This window comes from Ensifer adhaerens (assembly GCF_013283195.1).
In the GTDB taxonomy this organism is placed as follows: Bacteria; Pseudomonadota; Alphaproteobacteria; order Rhizobiales; family Rhizobiaceae; genus Ensifer; species Ensifer adhaerens_G.
On record NZ_JABEKT010000002.1, the window covers coordinates 741,932 to 757,017 of the forward strand.

Here is a 15,086-nt window from a genome sequence, read left to right on the forward strand (position 1 = left end):
TGATGATCTGTCTAAGTATGTGTTATACAGGGTGGCGCGGGAAGCCGGCCATATCAGCATACCGGAGGAACAATGATCATCACCGACGTCGAGGTGCGGGTCTTCCGCACGACCACACGCCGCCATTCCGATAGTGCTGGTCACGCGCATCCAGGCCCGCCGCACCAGGTTGAGCAGGCAATGCTCACCGTGCGCACGGAGGATGGGCAGGAAGGGCACTCCTTCACAGCGCCCGAAATCGTTCGCCCGCATCTGATCGAGAAATTCGTGAAGAAGGTCCTTATCGGCCAGGATCACCGCGATCGCGAAAGGCTGTGGCAGGATCTCGCCCACTGGCAGCGCGGATCGGCGGCGCAATTGACCGACCGTACGCTTGCCGTCGTCGATTGCGCTTTGTGGGATCTGGCAGGCAGAACACTCGATCAACCCGTATACAAGTTGATCGGCGGCTATCGCGACAAGGTGCTGGCCTATGGCTCCATCATGTGCGGTGACGAGCTGGAGAATGGCCTGGCAACACCGGAGGATTACGGTCGGTTCGCCGAGACGCTGGTCAAGCGCGGCTACAAGGGCATCAAGCTGCACACCTGGATGCCGCCGGTCAGCTGGGCGCCTGACGTGAAAATGGATCTCAAGGCCTGCGCGGCCGTCCGCGAGGCCGTGGGTCCGGATATCCGCCTGATGATCGACGCCTTCCACTGGTATTCCCGCACCGATGCGCTCGAACTCGGGCGTGGCCTTGAGAAGCTCGGCTTCGACTGGATCGAGGAGCCGATGGATGAACAATCGCTTTCTTCCTACAAGTGGCTTGCGGACAATCTCGACATTCCCGTCGTTGGTCCGGAAAGCGCTGCAGGCAAGCATTGGCACCGCGCCGAGTGGATCAAGGCGGGCGCCTGCGACATACTGCGCACCGGCGTCAACGACGTCGGCGGCATTACCCCCGCGCTGAAGACCATGCATCTGGCCGAAGCCTTCGGCATGGAATGCGAAGTGCATGGCAACACCGCGATGAACCTGCATGTGGTGGCCGCCACCAAGAACTGCCGCTGGTACGAACGCGGCCTGTTGCACCCGTTCCTCGAATATGACGACGGCCACGACTATCTGAAGTCGCTTTCCGATCCGATGGATCGGGACGGGTATGTCCACGTGCCGAATAGGCCAGGGCTCGGCGAGGACATCGATTTCGACTTCATCGAGAACAACCGCGTACGGTGACGAGTGAGGTGATTGGGCAATGAAGACCGTTCTCGCCTTCGGCGACAGTCTGACCTGGGGTGCGGATCCAGCGACGGGTCTGCGCCATCCGCCCGAGAGCCGCTGGCCGGACGTTCTCGGTCGGGAACTTGGCGGCGTGGCAAAGATCATATCGGAAGGGCTCGGCGGGCGCACCACCTGCTACGACGACCATGCCGGACCCGCTTGCCGCAATGGCGCCAAGGCGTTGGAGGTGGCGCTTGCCAGCCATATGCCGCTCGATCTGGTGATCGTCATGCTCGGCACGAACGACATCAAGCCTGTGCATGGCGGGCGCGCAGAAGGGGCCGTTTCCGGCATGCGCCGCCTGGCGCAGATCGTGGACACCTTTCCTTACAAACCGAGCGGGCCGAAGCCGAAGTTTTTGATCGTCGCACCGCCGCCTTGCTCCGCCGGTCCAGGCGGGCACCCGGCAGCCGGCCGGAGCGTGGCGGAATCCGAGCGGCTCTCACCGCTCTACCGCAAGCTCGCCGGCGAACTCGGCCACGCGTTCTTCGATGCAGGTGCAGTCGCGCGTGGATCCGAGATCGATGGCGTGCATTTGGAAGCGGCCGCGACCGCCGCCATCGGCCGTGCACTCGCGGTCCCCGTCGGCGCAATTCTAGCCTGATCCGTTTCAACGCCTGCGGAGGAGCAGGCGGGCGGGTTGTCAAACTGGTAGGCCGAAATCCGCAAGGATGGCCGCAAAAGGAGGAAACATGAGACACTTTTTCATAAAAGCCGCGCTCGGCGTGCTTCTCGCCACGGCCGCACCGATCGGCGTGCTGGCCGAGACACCGGCCGACCAACTGGTCGTCGCCACGACCATGAGCAACATTCTGACGCTCGATCCCGCTGCCATCACCGGCCGCGAGACCGTGCAGGTGCTCAATAACATCTACGACACGCTGGTCATCCTTTCGCCGCAGGACCGTAGCGTCCAGCCGCGTCTTGCCGAGCGCTGGGAGATCGCCGAGGATCGCAAGTCGATCCGCTTTCACCTGCGTGCCGATGCGAAATTTGCTTCCGGCAATCCCGTTACGGCCGGCGACGTGGCCTGGAGCCTGAAGCGTCTGCTCGCCCGCAACCTGGCGCAGTCGTCCTTCCTCAAGACGCGTGGGTTCACGCTCGAGAATGCCGACAAGGCCTTTGTCGCCGAAGACGACCATACCTTCGTGATCAATCTGGCGAAGCCCGATGACCCGAACCTGTTGCTGATGATCCTGGCACAGAATGGCCCCGGCTCCATACTCGACAGCAAGACGGCGCTCGAGAACGAGAAGGACGGCGACCTTGGTGCCGCCTGGCTGACGCTGAATTCGGCTGGCTCGGGTCCTTTCACGCTCACCCAGTGGAAGTCGAACGAATACATCATCCTGACCCGCAACGACGAATATTGGGGTGAAAAGGCGGCGATGAAGCGCGTTCTGATGCGCCATCTGCCGGAATCCCAGTCGCAGCGTCTGCTGCTGGAGAAAGGCGACATAGACGTTGCCTATTCCCTCCAGGCGCCGGATCTCAAGTCGCTTGAGGCCGACAAGGCGATTACCATCGCATCAACGCCGGGTTCGGGCTTTTATTATCTCAGCGTCTCGATGAAAGACGAGCGCTTTGCCAACAAGAAGGTACGCGAGGCGCTGCGATACCTCATCGACTACGAAGGCCTCGACAAGGCCGTCATGCCCTACTACGGCAAGCTGCATCAGCGGCCGCTGTCAACAGGCGTTATCGGCGCGCTGCCGGATGAGGGCTACAAGCTGGACGTGGAAAAGGCCAAGGCGCTGCTGGCCGAAGCGGGCTACCCCGACGGTTTCAAGACCACGCTGCGGGTCCTTTCCGAAGACCCCTTCATGAAGGCGGCGACCGCCATCCAGAACACGCTCGCCCAGGCGGGGATCCAGGCGGAACTCATCAGCGGTTCGGGTGATCAGATCTACGGTGCGATGCGCGAACGAAACTTCGAACTGCTGCTTGGTCGCGGCGGCGGCGGTCAGCAGCCGCATCCGGACAACAACCTGCGCTCCATCGCCTACAATCCTGACAATTCGGACGATGCGAAGCTCACCAACTACCAGAGCTGGCGCACCAGCTTCTACGACGAAAAATTGAACAAGCTGATCGAGGAAGCACTGGTTGAGCGCGATCCGGCCAAGCAGGCCAAACTCTATGAAGGCGTGCAGGCCTACATGGACGAGATCGTCATGTCGATCCAGCCGTTCTCGGAAGTGGTCGATACGGCTGCGTTTCGAAGCGATGTGAAGGGCATGATCGTCAGCCCCTGGCTCTCCCGCTTCGAGGGTGTCGCCAAGGAGCGCTGATCCTTCAGGTCTTCGTAGCGAGTTCGGACAAGGCGCGTGGCAACACGCGCCTTTTTCACGTTCGCCAGACAAAAGCTGCGACAGCCATCCGAACCGGTACCTCGTCGGCACACGCGAAAACATGGATCGCTGCCTACGTGAGCGAGAGCGGAGATCTGCGAAGAGTGCTGTTGCAAGCTGGTCTCTGGCTTCACATCGCAGTTCCCAAGGGAAACGAACGACGCGCCCAATTCACGTCTGGCGTTACTCTACGCACTTACTACAAGTCGACCTCTGAAGGACAGACGCACAAGGTGGGGCCCTTGGAGCGCGTTCCGCAATGCCGAGCGGATGTTGGCCAGGACGGCGCGTCAGATACCATTGCACAGCCTCGGTGCAGTCGAGAATTCCAGTCAAAGGGATCGGTGTCGAACGGCGCCGCGTGGAAGGCAGCCGTTTTCGGAAGACCTCGTCGCATGGCGTTTCGACGCAGACGCCCGCGATGGACTTTGTTCGTTGTTCGGGTAGGGCTGGGTGATCCGGAAAGCCCGCCGCGATCCCTGCCTTACAGTTGGCGACAAAGTTGCCGCGGACGTTGCCGCTATTTTCTGGTCATTTCACACATCGGTGACAGGTCCGTTGGATCGCCCTGATGTTAAAAGGCGCCCCCGTGATTCAGAGGCGCCTTGTTGGGATTACCGGACCTAACCTGGTGAGGGCGATCAATGCGCCCTTTCGTAATCAAGAGAGGCGCCGATGAGTTCTCGAGCGTAAGGATGCGTGGCGCCGTTTGCGGGGATCGCTTCGCGCGGCAGCACTTCGGTGATTTCTCCGTGCAGCATCACGGCAAAGCGGTCGCACATATGGTCGACCACTGCCAGATCGTGCGTGACCATGATGTAGGTGAAGCCTCTCTCTTCGCGCAGGCGCTGGAGCAGGTTCAGGATCTCAGCCTGCACCGAGACATCGAGCGCCGACGTCGGTTCGTCCAGAAGCAGAAGCGAAGGCTCCAGGATGAGCGCACGGGCAATCGCCACCCGCTGCCGCTGGCCGCCGGAAAGCTGGTGGGGAAAGCGATCGAGGAAGGAAACGGGCAGGCCGACATCGGTGATCGCCTTGCGCATGCGTTCCTCGCGGTCGCCGAGCTTGTGGATCACCAGTGGCTCGTTGAGCACGGTGCGCACCGACTGGCGCGGATGCAGCGAGCCGTACGGATCCTGGAACACCATCTGCAGCGTGCGGCAGCGCTCGATAAGCGGCATGTCGCGTACCGACTTGCCGTCGAGGAGAATGTCGCCCGTCCAGATGTCGGTCAGCATCGAGATGCATCGCAGCACTGTGGATTTGCCCGAGCCGCTTTCGCCGACAAGCCCGAAACATTCGCCTGGGCTGACCGAGAAGCTGACACTCGGCAGGACCCTGACCGCGGCAGGGCCGGCGCCGAAGGTGATCGATACGTCGCGCGTTTCGACGGATACGGACATCAGGCTTTCTCCTCCAGCCATTCGGGTTGGCGGTCGAGCACGGCGAGGGGCGCACGCCCTCCACCGATCCGCGGTTGGGCCGCCAGCAGGCCGCGCGTATAGGGGTGTTCGGCCCTGTCGAGGTCTTGGGCGGCGAGCGTTTCGACGACGCGACCGGCATACATGATGAGAACGCGGTCGCAGAAATTGCGCACGAGGTTTAGGTCGTGACTGATCATGATGAGGCCAATGCCGCGGTCGCGCACGAGGCCGTCGAGGATGTTCAGCACTTGAAGCCGGACGGTAACGTCGAGCGCCGAGGTGGGTTCGTCGGCGATGACGAGGTCCGGGTCGGCCAAAAGCATCATGGCGATCATCACCCGCTGGCCCATGCCACCGGATATTTCATGCGGATACTGCTCGTAGACCCGCTTCGGGTCACGGATCTTGACCGCCTCCAGCATGGCGAGCGCCTTGTCGCGAGCCTCTGCCTTCGAGCACTTGAAGTGGCGCAGATAGGTCTCCGCCACCTGGTCGCCGACCCGGCGGATCGGGTTGAGCGAGAATTTTGGATCTTGAAGGATCATCGACATGCGCCGGCCGCGGACCTTCAGCATCTCCCTTTCGGAGAGCGTCAGGAGATCGAGGTCTCCAAACCGCAATTTGTCCGCGGTGATCGTCGCGCCGGGCAGAAGGCGCAGCAGCGCACGCCCGACGGTCGATTTTCCGGAACCGGATTCGCCGACGATACCCAGCCGTTCGCGGCCCAGCGTGAAAGAGACGCCACGCACGGCTTCGACCGAAGCGCCACCATAGCGGATACGGAGATTGTCTACCTCGAGAATGGGCTTTTCCATCGGCTTACCTCCGGTTCATCTGCTTGGGATCGAGCGCATCGCGCAAACCGTCGCCGAGCAGGTTGAACGCGAGGCTGACGGAGAGGATCGAGATGCCCGGGAAGGTGACGAGCCACCAGCTGTCGAGCATGTAGCGGCGGCCAGTCGCGATCATTGCGCCCCATTCGGGCAGCGGTGGCTGGGCGCCGAGGCCCAGGAAGCCGAGGCCGGCGGCCGTGAGGATGACGGTCGCCATGTTGAGCGTCAGGCGGATCAGGACCGAAGGCAGGCACATGGGCATGATCGACTTGACGATAATGCGCGCTGGTGAGGCCCCCTGCAGCCTGGCGGCGGAGATATAGTCCGCCTTGCGGAAGGTCATTGCTTCTGCCCGTGCAAGCCGCGCGATCGGCGGCCAGGAGGTGAGCGCAATGGCGATAATGGCGTTGTTGAGGCTTGGGCCCAATGCTGCGACGAAGGCGAGCGAGAGGATGAGGCTCGGAAACGACAGGAATATGTCGGTGATACGCATCATCACCGTATCAACCTTGCCGCCGAGATAGCCGGCGGTGGTGCCGATGATGAGGCCGATTGGGCCGACGACAATCGACACGAGGAAGATGATCGTCAGCGTGATGCGGGCGCCCCAGACGAGGCGGCTGAAGATATCGCGGCCAAGCTCGTCGGTGCCGAAGAGATGCCCGTTGCCCGGCGCCTGCAGCGTCAGGGCAAGATCCTGCGCATAAGGGTCGTACGTGGCGATCAGCGGCGCGAAGGCGGCAACCAGGATCAGGAGCGTCAGCACGGCAAGGCCGAAGGCTGATGTCGGGCTCTTCAACAGGAACAGCACGATGTTCTTCAGTGCAAGCAGCGGTGCCGGCAGGCGGCGAGCGGTTTCGGTGCGGGTCGACATCAGCGTGTCCTCGGGTCGAAGATGCGGTAGAGAACATCGGAGAGAAGATTGAGCCCGATGAAGATGACGCCCACGATCAGCACGCAGGTCATGACGGCGTTCATGTCGCCGGTGATGAGGTTGTTGGTGAGATATTGGCCAAAACCCGGCCAGGCGAAGACGGTTTCGATCAGCACCGCGCCTTCGAGCAATGAGCCGTAGGCAAGCGCGATGATCGTGACGAGCTGGACCCGGATGTTGATGAAGGCGTGCTGCCAGATCGTCTGGTTGCGCGAAAGCCCCTTCACTCTGGCCGTCGTCACATACTCCTGGCCGAGCTGGTCGAGCATGAAGCTGCGGGTCATACGGGTGATGTAGGCAGAGGAGGAGTAGCCGAGCAGGGTTGCAGGCAGGATGATGTGGTTCACCGCCGACCAGAACACATCCATTTCGCCGGCGATCAGGCTGTCGATCAACAGGAATCCGGTGCGCTCGTCGACAAGGCCGATGTAGAACTGGTCCATCCGCCCGCTGCCTCCGACCAGCCCGAAATGGGCGTAGAAGACGATGAGAGCAATCATACCCGTCCAGAAGATCGGCATCGAATGGCCGAAAAGGCTGAAAACGCGCACGACATGGTCCGGCCAGCGGTCCTTGTTGACGGCGGCGAAGACGCCGAGCGGCACGCCGAGCCCCGCGCCAATGAGAATAGCGAACGTGGCGAGCTCGATCGTCGCCGGCATGACATGCAGGATATCCTGGATGACGGGTTGGCCGGTGCGGATGGACGTGCCGAAATTGCCGGTGAAGACATCGCCGAGATAATAGAAGAACTGTTCCCAGAGCGGACGATCAAGGCCGAGCGAACGGTACACCTGCTCGTAGGTCTCGCGGGTCGCATCTTCGCCGACGATGGCGCGCACGGGGTCGGCCGGCATCAACCGGCCGATGAAGAAGGTCAGGAGAAGCAGGCCGAGCAGCGTGACCGCAATGGTCCCGATCTGCCCGGCCGCGCCATAGAAGCGTATGCGACGGTGTGACATGATTCCTCCGTTTGTCATTCGCCAGACGGTGCGGCGGTACAGGCTCCTATCCTGTATGACAACTTAATGAAACCTGTCACAGGTTGTCGATGCTGTCAAGCCAATCGATCAGAGGAAGTCGTCGCGACGGGGCGTGAAGCAGTCGATAAGCTCTCCTGCCTCCAGGCATTGGCAGCCGTGCTCGGTGTTTCCCGGGATGACGAGGCTGTCGCCGGGATTGAGCTCATAGGCGACGCCATCGCGAAAAAAGCGGAAGCGGCCGCGTGCGACATAGGTGGATTGCACGTGCGCATGGCTATGCAGCCGGCCTTCGGCGCCGCTTTCGAAGCGGAAGGACACGACCATGATTTCTGGTGAATGAGACAACACCTGCCGGGTGATGCCGGTGTCGGTCGGGGTGGCGGGAAAGACAGGAAGGGACATGAAGGCCTCGTTGATGGTGTATGACATCATCAACATACATGTACTTATATCTGTATGACAAGCTAAGACAGGTTTATATCTTCCGGCGACAATGTGCGTGAGCGCAGCAAGACCTTGTAGCGATCGAGACTGCCGCGGAGATGGGCGCGCATGCGCTCGCGCGCGGTCTCGGCGTTGCCTTCGATGATGGCATCGACGATCAGGCCGTGTTCTTCCTGAAGATGGAGGTTGTAGTCTTTCGGGCGCGAGCCGGGGGCGGAGCCCTGCAGTTCGCCGCGCGGGATGATGCCGGATCGGATCAGCTGGAGAAATTCCGGGAAGCGGCGATTTTGCGTGGCCTCGGCGATGGCGAGATGCAGCTCGAAATCCGCGTCTCTGGTAGGGCTTCCTGTCGCCAGGCATTCGCCAACGTGATGATGGGCCTCGAGGATCGCTTCAATCTGCGCGGCGGAACGGCGTGACGCCGCAAGTCCCGCCGATTCCACCTCGAAGACCGTCCTGAGTTCCAGAAGCTCGATCACCGAAGAAATCCGTTCGGTGGTCAGATCCTTGAACGGCTGCTTCTTTCCCTCTGAGGTCTGGAGCGCGAAGATGCCCGCACCCTTGCGTGCCTCCACCAGGCCGTCGGCGCGAAGGATGGCGATCGCCTCGCGCACCACGGTGCGGCTGACGGAGTACTCGCGGGTCAGCGCACTTTCGCTCGGAAGCCGGTCACCGGGCTTGAAGACGCCATCGGTCAGCTCGCGACGCAGGTCGGTGCTGATCTTTGCAGCCAGAGACGTGCCTCTGGCATAATTGTTCTCGGCTTCCATGTCTGCTTCACCTGCATTGAACCTGTCTGGCATGTTATCGGTTATCTGTCCGAATGCAAGTGCAGGCTGTTTTCGGCGATGCTCAGCGAGGCGTTCGCAGCATGGAGCGGTAGCGCATCTGGCTGTTTTTCAGGTGAGCGCGCATGGCGGCGCGAGCCGCCGTCTCGTCGCCATTCTGAATGGCGATGAGGATCGCTTCGTGCTCCTCCACGAGTCGCTCGATGTCGGCCGGGGGCAGAGCCGTCTCCTCACCGCTCTCGGTCACCGCCCGTCGGGGGATAAGCGTCGGGCCGAGCATCTGCAGGAATTCGCCGAAGCGGGGATTGTTGGTCGCCTGGGCGATTGCGAGGTGAAAGGCGAAATCGGCCTCGGCGCTCGGTCGGCCCTCGGCCGAACTCGTGCGGAAGGCGTCGAGGGCCTCTACGATCTTTTCTTCCTGCCCCGGGGAGCGCCGCAGCGCGGCAAGCCCTGCGGCATCGCCTTCCACGGCCGTGCGAAGTTCGAGCATCTCGATCAGCGACGAAACGCGCGCGAGGTCGACATTCTGGAATGGACGACGTTCGGAAAGGGTTGGATCGAGAACGAAGACGCCAGCGCCCTGGCGGGGTTCTACTAGGCCATCGGAACGAAGTGCTGCGATCGCCTCGCGCACGACCGTGCGGCTCACGCCGAATTCCTGCGTCAGTTGGGCTTCGGAGGGAAGCCGGTCGCCCGGTCTGTGATGCCCCTTGGAAATGCGCCCGCGAAGCGCATCTGCAACCTTGACCACCAGCGTCGTGGCTTGCGGGGGAGCAGTATCTTGGGCTGTCGCTTTCGTCATACACTTGGCCATTCGATGCGAGAGGCGGTAATCCGCAGTTGGTTGTGGATACGCCATTGCCGGGCAATGGCGCAATCCGTTGCTAGCTCGATTTGAGATCCTCGAACTGCAGTGCCTCCGGAATGTTCTGGTAGGAGACCGGCCTCAGGAACCTTCGGATAGAGAGGGTTCCGACGGATGTGGCGCCGAAGTTGGTGGATGCGGGGTAAGGGCCGCCGTGCACCATGGCGTCGCAGACTTCGACCCCGGTCGGGTAGCCATTGGCCAGCACGCGACCCGCCTTGCGTTCAAGGATTGGAAGCAGACTGCGCCCCAGTGACGTATCGGCTTCATCGAGATGCAGCGTGGCAGTGAGTTGACCGACAAAGCTTTTTGCGACCGCCAGCATCTCTTCGATCGTCTCGACGGTCACGATAAGACCGAGCGGACCGAACACTTCTTCGGCAAGCACGTGGTTTGCGAGCCACTCCGTGGCGCAAACCCTGAAAAGGCAGGGCGTGGCGTTGCGAAGATCGCAGGCGGTGGCAAGCAGCTCGCGCACGCCGGCACCTGCGGCGATGCGCACGCTTCCCTCGCGATAGGCCTTGGCCATGCCTTCAGTCAGCATGACCTGCGGACCGACTTCGCCAAGTGCGGCGCGGGCCGCTTCTGCGAATGCGTCGGCGTGGTCGGCAAGGATCACTGCGATGCCTGGATTGGTGCAGAACTGGCCGGCACCCATCGTCAGCGAACCTGCCCAACCCCGTGCGATCTCGGCGCCTCGGGCCTTCGCGGCTTCCGGCAGGATGAACATCGGGTTCACCGAGCCGAGTTCGCCGAAGAAGGGAATGGGTTCGGGGCGGGAGACGCAAAGATCGAAGAGCGCACGGCCACCGGCCAGAGAACCGGTAAAGCCGACCGCTTTGATGAGCGGGTGCGTGACGAGCGCAGTGCCGACATCTCGGCGGCCCCCCTGGATCAGCGAGAATACGCCCGGGTGCAGCCCGCTTTTCCGGATGGCGGCATCGGCGGCCTCTGCCACGATCTCGCTTGTGCCGGGATGGGCCGAGTGCCCCTTGACGACGACTGGGCAGCCGGCGGCGAGCGCCGAGGCAGTGTCGCCGCCCATGGTCGAGAAGGCGAGCGGAAAATTGGACGCGCCGAAGACGGCGACGGGGCCGATCGGACGCTGCGTGAGGCGGATATCGGGGCGGGGCAGGGGCGCGCGGTTCGGCAAAGCCTCGTCACGGCGCCGGTCGAGATACTCGCCTTTGCGGATGTGGGACGCAAACAGGCGCAATTGCCCCGTCGTGCGGCCGCGTTCGCCGTTCAGCCGGGCGGCAGGCAGACCGGTCTCGGAGGTGCCGATTTCGGTAATTTCGGCACCGCGGGCTTCGATCTCGTCGGCGATGGTGTCGAGGAACGCGGCGCGCGTCTCTCGGGAGGAGTAACCATAGGACGAGAAAGCCTCTTCGGCGGCGTCCGCCGCCCTGTTCACCAACTCGACCGTGCCGACGGAGAATTCGAAGGCGTCGCCGTGGGAAGGCTCGCTGCGGAACGTAGGCTGCGTTGCAAGCCATTCGCCCGCAACCAGATGCTTGCCATGCGGCACATATGTCATTTCTCTACTCCTTGAAGATCGGATTGTTGACGAAGCCGCCGCCCTGGAAGCGGACCATCGGGTCGCTCGGGTCGGGCTTCTGCGTGTGTGTGGCAATGTTCGCCCGATGGATCTCGGCATTGTCCTTTGGTTTCCAGCCCAGCCAGCCGACATGCGAATTGTCCCACCAGCCGGCGTCGTTGGCCGAACTGCCCCAGATGACCGGGCAACCGAGCACCGGCACGCGGAAGATGGCCTCGATCATCGAGGTGAAATCGTCGTGGGAAAACCAGGTCGACAGCATGCGGTAGTTGGTGGGTTCCGGCGTGCAGGAGCCGATACGCACAAGTGCAGTCTCTTGCCCGAACTTGTCGAAATACATGCGGGCCAGCGCCTCGCCGAAACATTTCGAAACCCCATAGAGCCCATCGGCGCGAAAGGGTGCGTCCGGCCCGAGGCGCTCGGTCTGTGAATAGTAGCCGACGGTGTGGTTGGAGCTGGCAAAGACGATCCGCGGTCGGCCGTGTGCGCGGGCGGCCTCATAGAGATTGTAGAGACCGACAATATTGCCGCCAATGATCTGATCGAACGGCCGTTCGACAGAAATGCCGCCGAGATGGACGATGCCGTCGCAGCCCGAGACCATCTCATGCACTGCGGCGGCATCGGAAAGATCGCAGGTCATGCACTCCTCATTTTCCTCAGGACGATCGAGAGGTGCGAGATCTGCGAGGCGAATGGTCTTTGCGAGTGGCGCAAGGCGTTTGCGCATGACCTGGCCGAGCTGGCCTGCGGCGCCGGTGATCAGAAGGCGTCTCAATTCCGTTTTCCTTTTACAAATCGCGGCACTGCCCAGTGCAGGCATACGCCGATGTCAGACGACGCCTTCGGCAGGAGCGACGCTGCTGCGTGCTTCGAGCTGGCCGTGGCTAAGAGCGGTTGACCCTGGCGAAACGCCGGCCGCGGACCACCGTCATTTTCGCATCGCTCCGGCTGGCGTCTTGACCTCGACAAACATATCATACAATAACGGTAACATATATGATATGTAGTCTACAACGTGATGGAGGAAATTTATGCTGACCGTTGAAACAAGGCAGGCCGTCAATCCGGAATACGCCAATACGCTCGATACGTCGGGGCTTCGCAAGCATTTCTTAGCGCAGGAGATGTTCAAAACCGGAGAGATCCGGCTGATCTACACCCACTATGACCGTTTCGTGATCGGGGGCGCCGTGCCTGGCGGCAAGCCACTGACGCTCGACAAGGTGGAGGAGACAAAGACCTCGTCATTCCTCGATCGCCGTGAAATGGGCATCGTCAATATCGGCGATGCCGGAACGGTGACCGCCGGCGGACAGGTCTACGCGTTGAGCCGCGGCGATGTGCTCTATCTCGGTGCCGGCACGGGGGCCGTGACCTTTGCGGGCGAAGGTCGTTTCTACATCACGTCGTGCCCCGCGCACCGTAGCCTGCCGGCGCGTCTCGTCACTGCTTCCGAAAGCAAGGAAGTGAAAATGGGCGCGTCGGAAACCTCGAACAAGCGCACCATCAATCAGTTCATCCACCCGCTCGTGATGGAGAGCTGCCAGTTGGTTCTTGGCTACACGACCCTGGAGGACGGTTCCGTCTGGAACACCATCCCCTCGCATATCCATGACCGTCGCATGGAAGCCTATCTCTACTTCGGCATGGATGAAAAGTCCCGGGTTCTGCATTTGATGGGCGAGCCCCAGGAGACCCGTCACCTGTTCATTGCGAATGAGGAGGGTGCTCTCTCTCCGCCCTGGTCCATCCATTCCGGCGCCGGTATCGGCTCCTACACCTTTATCTGGGCCATGGCCGGGGACAATGTCGACTACACCGACATGGACTTCATTCAGCCGAAGGATCTAAAATGATAAATTCCTTTTCGCTTCAAGGACGTAAAGCTCTGGTCACTGGCTCCAACACCGGCCTTGGCCAAGCGATTGCGGTTGGGCTTGCCACTGCAGGAGCGGAGGTCATCTGCGCTGCCCGTCGGGCGCCCGAAGAGACATTGGGTCTGGTCGCGAAGGCGGGCGGCAAGGCGAGTGGCCTTTCCCTCGATTTTGCCGATCCCATGGCCGCGCGCGACGTATTTCAGGATCAGGGCATCGACATCCTGGTCAACAACGCCGGCATCATTCGTCGCGCCGACGCGGTCGATTTTACCGAAGACGACTGGGATGCGGTGATCGATGTAAACCTGAAGGCGCTCTTCTTCACCACGCAGGCCTTCGCAAAGGAATTGCTGGCCAAAGGGCGACGCGGAAAGGTGGTCAACATCGCGTCGCTGCTTTCGTTCCAGGGCGGGATTCGCGTGCCTTCCTATACGGCTTCAAAACACGGCGTCGCCGGGCTCACCAAGCTGCTTGCAAACGAATGGGCAGCCAAGGGCATCAATGTCAATGCCGTTGCGCCCGGTTACATCGAAACCAACAATACCGAGGCGCTTCGCGCCGACGCGGACCGAAACAGAGCGATCCTCGATCGCATTCCGGCCAATCGTTGGGGCCGACCGGAAGACATTGCGGGTGCGGCAGTCTTTCTGTCTTCGGCTGCGGCTGACTACGTGCACGGCGCCATTCTCAACGTGGACGGTGGCTGGTTGGCGCGGTGATCCTCCAGGCGAAGAGGTTGTCATGTAACTTGTATGATAACTTATTGACAGATGTAGTATGTATGGCTAGGTTTACATCTGAAGCACGCACAGAGGAAAACACAAATGAACCCTGAACACATCAAAGCTGCCCTCGGCTCCGGCCTTCTCTCCTTCCCGGTCACGCATTTCGACGCGCAAGGGCGTTTCGCGCCGGAAAGCTACAAGGCGCATGTCGAATGGCTTGCCGGCTATGACGCTCCGGTGCTTTTCGCAGCCGGCGGTACCGGGGAATTCTTCTCGCTGAAGCCGGACGAGATTCCTGGTGTGGTCGCGGCGGCCAAGGAAGCGGCAGGCGACACCGCTATCGTGTCGGGTTGCGGCTACGGAACCGATATCGCCGTGGATATCGCCCGTTCGGTCGAAAAGGTTGGCGCTGACGGTATCCTGCTTTTGCCGCACTACCTGATCGATGCGCCTCAGGAAGGTCTCTATGCGCATATCAAGAAGGTCTGCCAATCGGTCGGTATCGGCGTCATGGTCTACAACCGTGACAACTCGGTACTGCAGGCTGATACGCTTGCCCGTCTTTGCGACGAATGCCCGAACCTGATCGGCTTCAAGGACGGCACGGGCGACATCGGCCTTCTGCGCCAGGTCACCGCCAAGATGGGCGATCGCCTGATGTATCTGGGCGGCATGCCGACGGCCGAGATCTTCGCCGAAGCCTATCTCGGTGCCGGTGTCACCACCTATTCGTCAGCGGTGTTCAACTTCGTGCCGGGTCTTGCCAACGAGTTCTACGTTGCACTTCGCGCCGGCGACCGCGCCACCTGCGCCCGCATCCTGACGGATTTCTTCTATCCGTTCATGGCGATCCGCAATCGGGTCAAGGGCTACGCCGTCTCGGCAATCAAGGCGGGTGTGCGGCTGCAGGGCTTCGACGCCGGTCCGGTGCGCGCGCCGCTCGTGGATCTGACGGATGAGGAGCTCACGATGCTCGATACCCTCATCGGTTCGCACAAGCGCAAGGCCTGACACGGCGATAGCAGGAGGAACTCG

At 61.6% G+C, this 15,086-nt stretch carries 15 protein-coding genes; 6 read left to right on the top strand and 9 right to left on the bottom strand.

Translation table 11 applies throughout. The features are described from left to right. Positions 1-72: 72 nt before the first annotated feature. The 3 genes from LPJGGPFB_RS19860 (at position 73) to LPJGGPFB_RS19870 (ending at position 3,557) form a co-directional block, all read left to right on the top strand. A complete protein-coding gene (locus LPJGGPFB_RS19860) occupies positions 73-1,221 on the top strand; it encodes a mandelate racemase family protein (protein WP_173421646.1) in 1,149 nt (382 codons plus the stop codon). A gap of 19 nt (positions 1,222-1,240) precedes the next feature. Then, positions 1,241-1,870 carry an SGNH/GDSL hydrolase family protein gene (locus LPJGGPFB_RS19865; protein WP_173421647.1) on the top strand — a complete coding sequence of 210 codons (630 nt, stop codon included), beginning with the start codon at positions 1,241-1,243 and terminating at the stop codon, positions 1,868-1,870. Positions 1,871-1,958: 88 nt separating this feature from the next. Next, positions 1,959-3,557, top strand: coding sequence for an ABC transporter substrate-binding protein (locus LPJGGPFB_RS19870; RefSeq protein WP_173421648.1), 1,599 nt, complete (start codon positions 1,959-1,961; stop codon positions 3,555-3,557). 701 nt (positions 3,558-4,258) lie between these two features. On the opposite strand, the gene LPJGGPFB_RS19875 is transcribed toward LPJGGPFB_RS19870, so the two are convergent. The 9 genes from LPJGGPFB_RS19875 to LPJGGPFB_RS19915 all read right to left on the bottom strand — a co-directional run bounded on the left by LPJGGPFB_RS19875 (position 4,259) and on the right by LPJGGPFB_RS19915 (position 12,224). After that, a complete protein-coding gene (locus LPJGGPFB_RS19875; protein WP_173421649.1) occupies positions 4,259-5,020 on the bottom strand; it encodes an ABC transporter ATP-binding protein in 762 nt (253 codons plus the stop codon). Then, positions 5,020-5,856, bottom strand: a complete 837-nt coding sequence (locus tag LPJGGPFB_RS19880) for an ABC transporter ATP-binding protein (protein ID WP_173421650.1) — start codon at positions 5,854-5,856, stop codon at positions 5,020-5,022. Before LPJGGPFB_RS19880 ends, LPJGGPFB_RS19875 begins: the two co-directional genes overlap by 1 nt. 4 nt (positions 5,857-5,860) lie before the next feature. Beyond that, complete coding sequence (locus LPJGGPFB_RS19885) at positions 5,861-6,748, bottom strand: ABC transporter permease (protein ID WP_173421651.1); 888 nt, start codon at positions 6,746-6,748, stop codon at positions 5,861-5,863. Next, entirely contained in the window at positions 6,748-7,770 is a 1,023-nt protein-coding gene (locus tag LPJGGPFB_RS19890; protein ID WP_173421652.1) for an ABC transporter permease, read from the bottom strand. The genes LPJGGPFB_RS19885 and LPJGGPFB_RS19890 overlap by 1 nt, the downstream gene beginning before the upstream one ends. A 108-nt stretch (positions 7,771-7,878) precedes the next feature. Further along, positions 7,879-8,193, bottom strand: coding sequence for a cupin domain-containing protein (locus LPJGGPFB_RS19895; RefSeq protein WP_173421653.1), 315 nt, complete (start codon positions 8,191-8,193; stop codon positions 7,879-7,881). 62 nt (positions 8,194-8,255) lie between these two features. Continuing rightward, positions 8,256-9,005, bottom strand: a complete 750-nt coding sequence (locus LPJGGPFB_RS19900; protein ID WP_173421654.1) for a FadR/GntR family transcriptional regulator — start codon at positions 9,003-9,005, stop codon at positions 8,256-8,258. 82 nt (positions 9,006-9,087) lie between these two features. After that, the gene (locus LPJGGPFB_RS19905) at positions 9,088-9,825 is read right to left on the bottom strand and encodes a FadR/GntR family transcriptional regulator (RefSeq protein ID WP_173421655.1); all 738 of its coding nucleotides are present in this window, start codon (positions 9,823-9,825) and stop codon (positions 9,088-9,090) included. A gap of 82 nt (positions 9,826-9,907) precedes the next feature. Beyond that, complete coding sequence (locus LPJGGPFB_RS19910) at positions 9,908-11,425, bottom strand: aldehyde dehydrogenase (NADP(+)) (RefSeq protein WP_173421656.1); 1,518 nt, start codon at positions 11,423-11,425, stop codon at positions 9,908-9,910. A gap of 4 nt (positions 11,426-11,429) precedes the next feature. Further along, positions 11,430-12,224: an NAD-dependent epimerase/dehydratase family protein gene (locus LPJGGPFB_RS19915; protein ID WP_173421657.1), complete on the bottom strand. Its 795-nt coding sequence runs from the start codon at positions 12,222-12,224 to the stop codon at positions 11,430-11,432. A 256-nt stretch (positions 12,225-12,480) separates the two neighbouring features. Here LPJGGPFB_RS19915 and kduI point away from each other — a divergent pair, with 256 nt between their 5' ends. From kduI to kdgD, 3 genes are all read left to right on the top strand, one after another. Next, positions 12,481-13,305: a 5-dehydro-4-deoxy-D-glucuronate isomerase gene (gene kduI, locus LPJGGPFB_RS19920; RefSeq protein ID WP_173421658.1), complete on the top strand. Its 825-nt coding sequence runs from the start codon at positions 12,481-12,483 to the stop codon at positions 13,303-13,305. Further along, a complete protein-coding gene (gene kduD, locus LPJGGPFB_RS19925; protein WP_173421659.1) occupies positions 13,302-14,045 on the top strand; it encodes a 2-dehydro-3-deoxy-D-gluconate 5-dehydrogenase KduD in 744 nt (247 codons plus the stop codon). Before kduI ends, kduD begins: the two co-directional genes overlap by 4 nt. A gap of 105 nt (positions 14,046-14,150) precedes the next feature. Further along, positions 14,151-15,062, top strand: a complete 912-nt coding sequence (gene kdgD, locus LPJGGPFB_RS19930; protein WP_173421660.1) for a 5-dehydro-4-deoxyglucarate dehydratase — start codon at positions 14,151-14,153, stop codon at positions 15,060-15,062. Positions 15,063-15,086: the final 24 nt, after the last annotated feature.

Excerpts from the sequence above, each read along its gene's own strand:
- LPJGGPFB_RS19860 (WP_173421646.1), top strand. The coding sequence starts at position 73 with ATGATCATCACCGACGTCGAGGTGCGGGTCTTCCGCACGACCACACGC.
- LPJGGPFB_RS19865 (WP_173421647.1), top strand. The coding sequence starts at position 1,241 with ATGAAGACCGTTCTCGCCTTCGGCGACAGTCTGACCTGGGGTGCGGAT.
- LPJGGPFB_RS19870 (WP_173421648.1), top strand. The coding sequence starts at position 1,959 with ATGAGACACTTTTTCATAAAAGCCGCGCTCGGCGTGCTTCTCGCCACG.
- LPJGGPFB_RS19875 (WP_173421649.1), bottom strand. The coding sequence starts at position 5,020 with ATGTCCGTATCCGTCGAAACGCGCGACGTATCGATCACCTTCGGCGCC.
- LPJGGPFB_RS19880 (WP_173421650.1), bottom strand. The coding sequence starts at position 5,856 with ATGGAAAAGCCCATTCTCGAGGTAGACAATCTCCGTATCCGCTATGGT.
- LPJGGPFB_RS19885 (WP_173421651.1), bottom strand. The coding sequence starts at position 6,748 with ATGTCGACCCGCACCGAAACCGCTCGCCGCCTGCCGGCACCGCTGCTT.
- LPJGGPFB_RS19890 (WP_173421652.1), bottom strand. The coding sequence starts at position 7,770 with ATGTCACACCGTCGCATACGCTTCTATGGCGCGGCCGGGCAGATCGGG.
- LPJGGPFB_RS19895 (WP_173421653.1), bottom strand. The coding sequence starts at position 8,193 with ATGTCCCTTCCTGTCTTTCCCGCCACCCCGACCGACACCGGCATCACC.
- LPJGGPFB_RS19900 (WP_173421654.1), bottom strand. The coding sequence starts at position 9,005 with ATGGAAGCCGAGAACAATTATGCCAGAGGCACGTCTCTGGCTGCAAAG.
- LPJGGPFB_RS19905 (WP_173421655.1), bottom strand. The coding sequence starts at position 9,825 with ATGACGAAAGCGACAGCCCAAGATACTGCTCCCCCGCAAGCCACGACG.
- LPJGGPFB_RS19910 (WP_173421656.1), bottom strand. The coding sequence starts at position 11,425 with ATGACATATGTGCCGCATGGCAAGCATCTGGTTGCGGGCGAATGGCTT.
- kduI (WP_173421658.1), top strand. The coding sequence starts at position 12,481 with ATGCTGACCGTTGAAACAAGGCAGGCCGTCAATCCGGAATACGCCAAT.
- kduD (WP_173421659.1), top strand. The coding sequence starts at position 13,302 with ATGATAAATTCCTTTTCGCTTCAAGGACGTAAAGCTCTGGTCACTGGC.
- kdgD (WP_173421660.1), top strand. The coding sequence starts at position 14,151 with ATGAACCCTGAACACATCAAAGCTGCCCTCGGCTCCGGCCTTCTCTCC.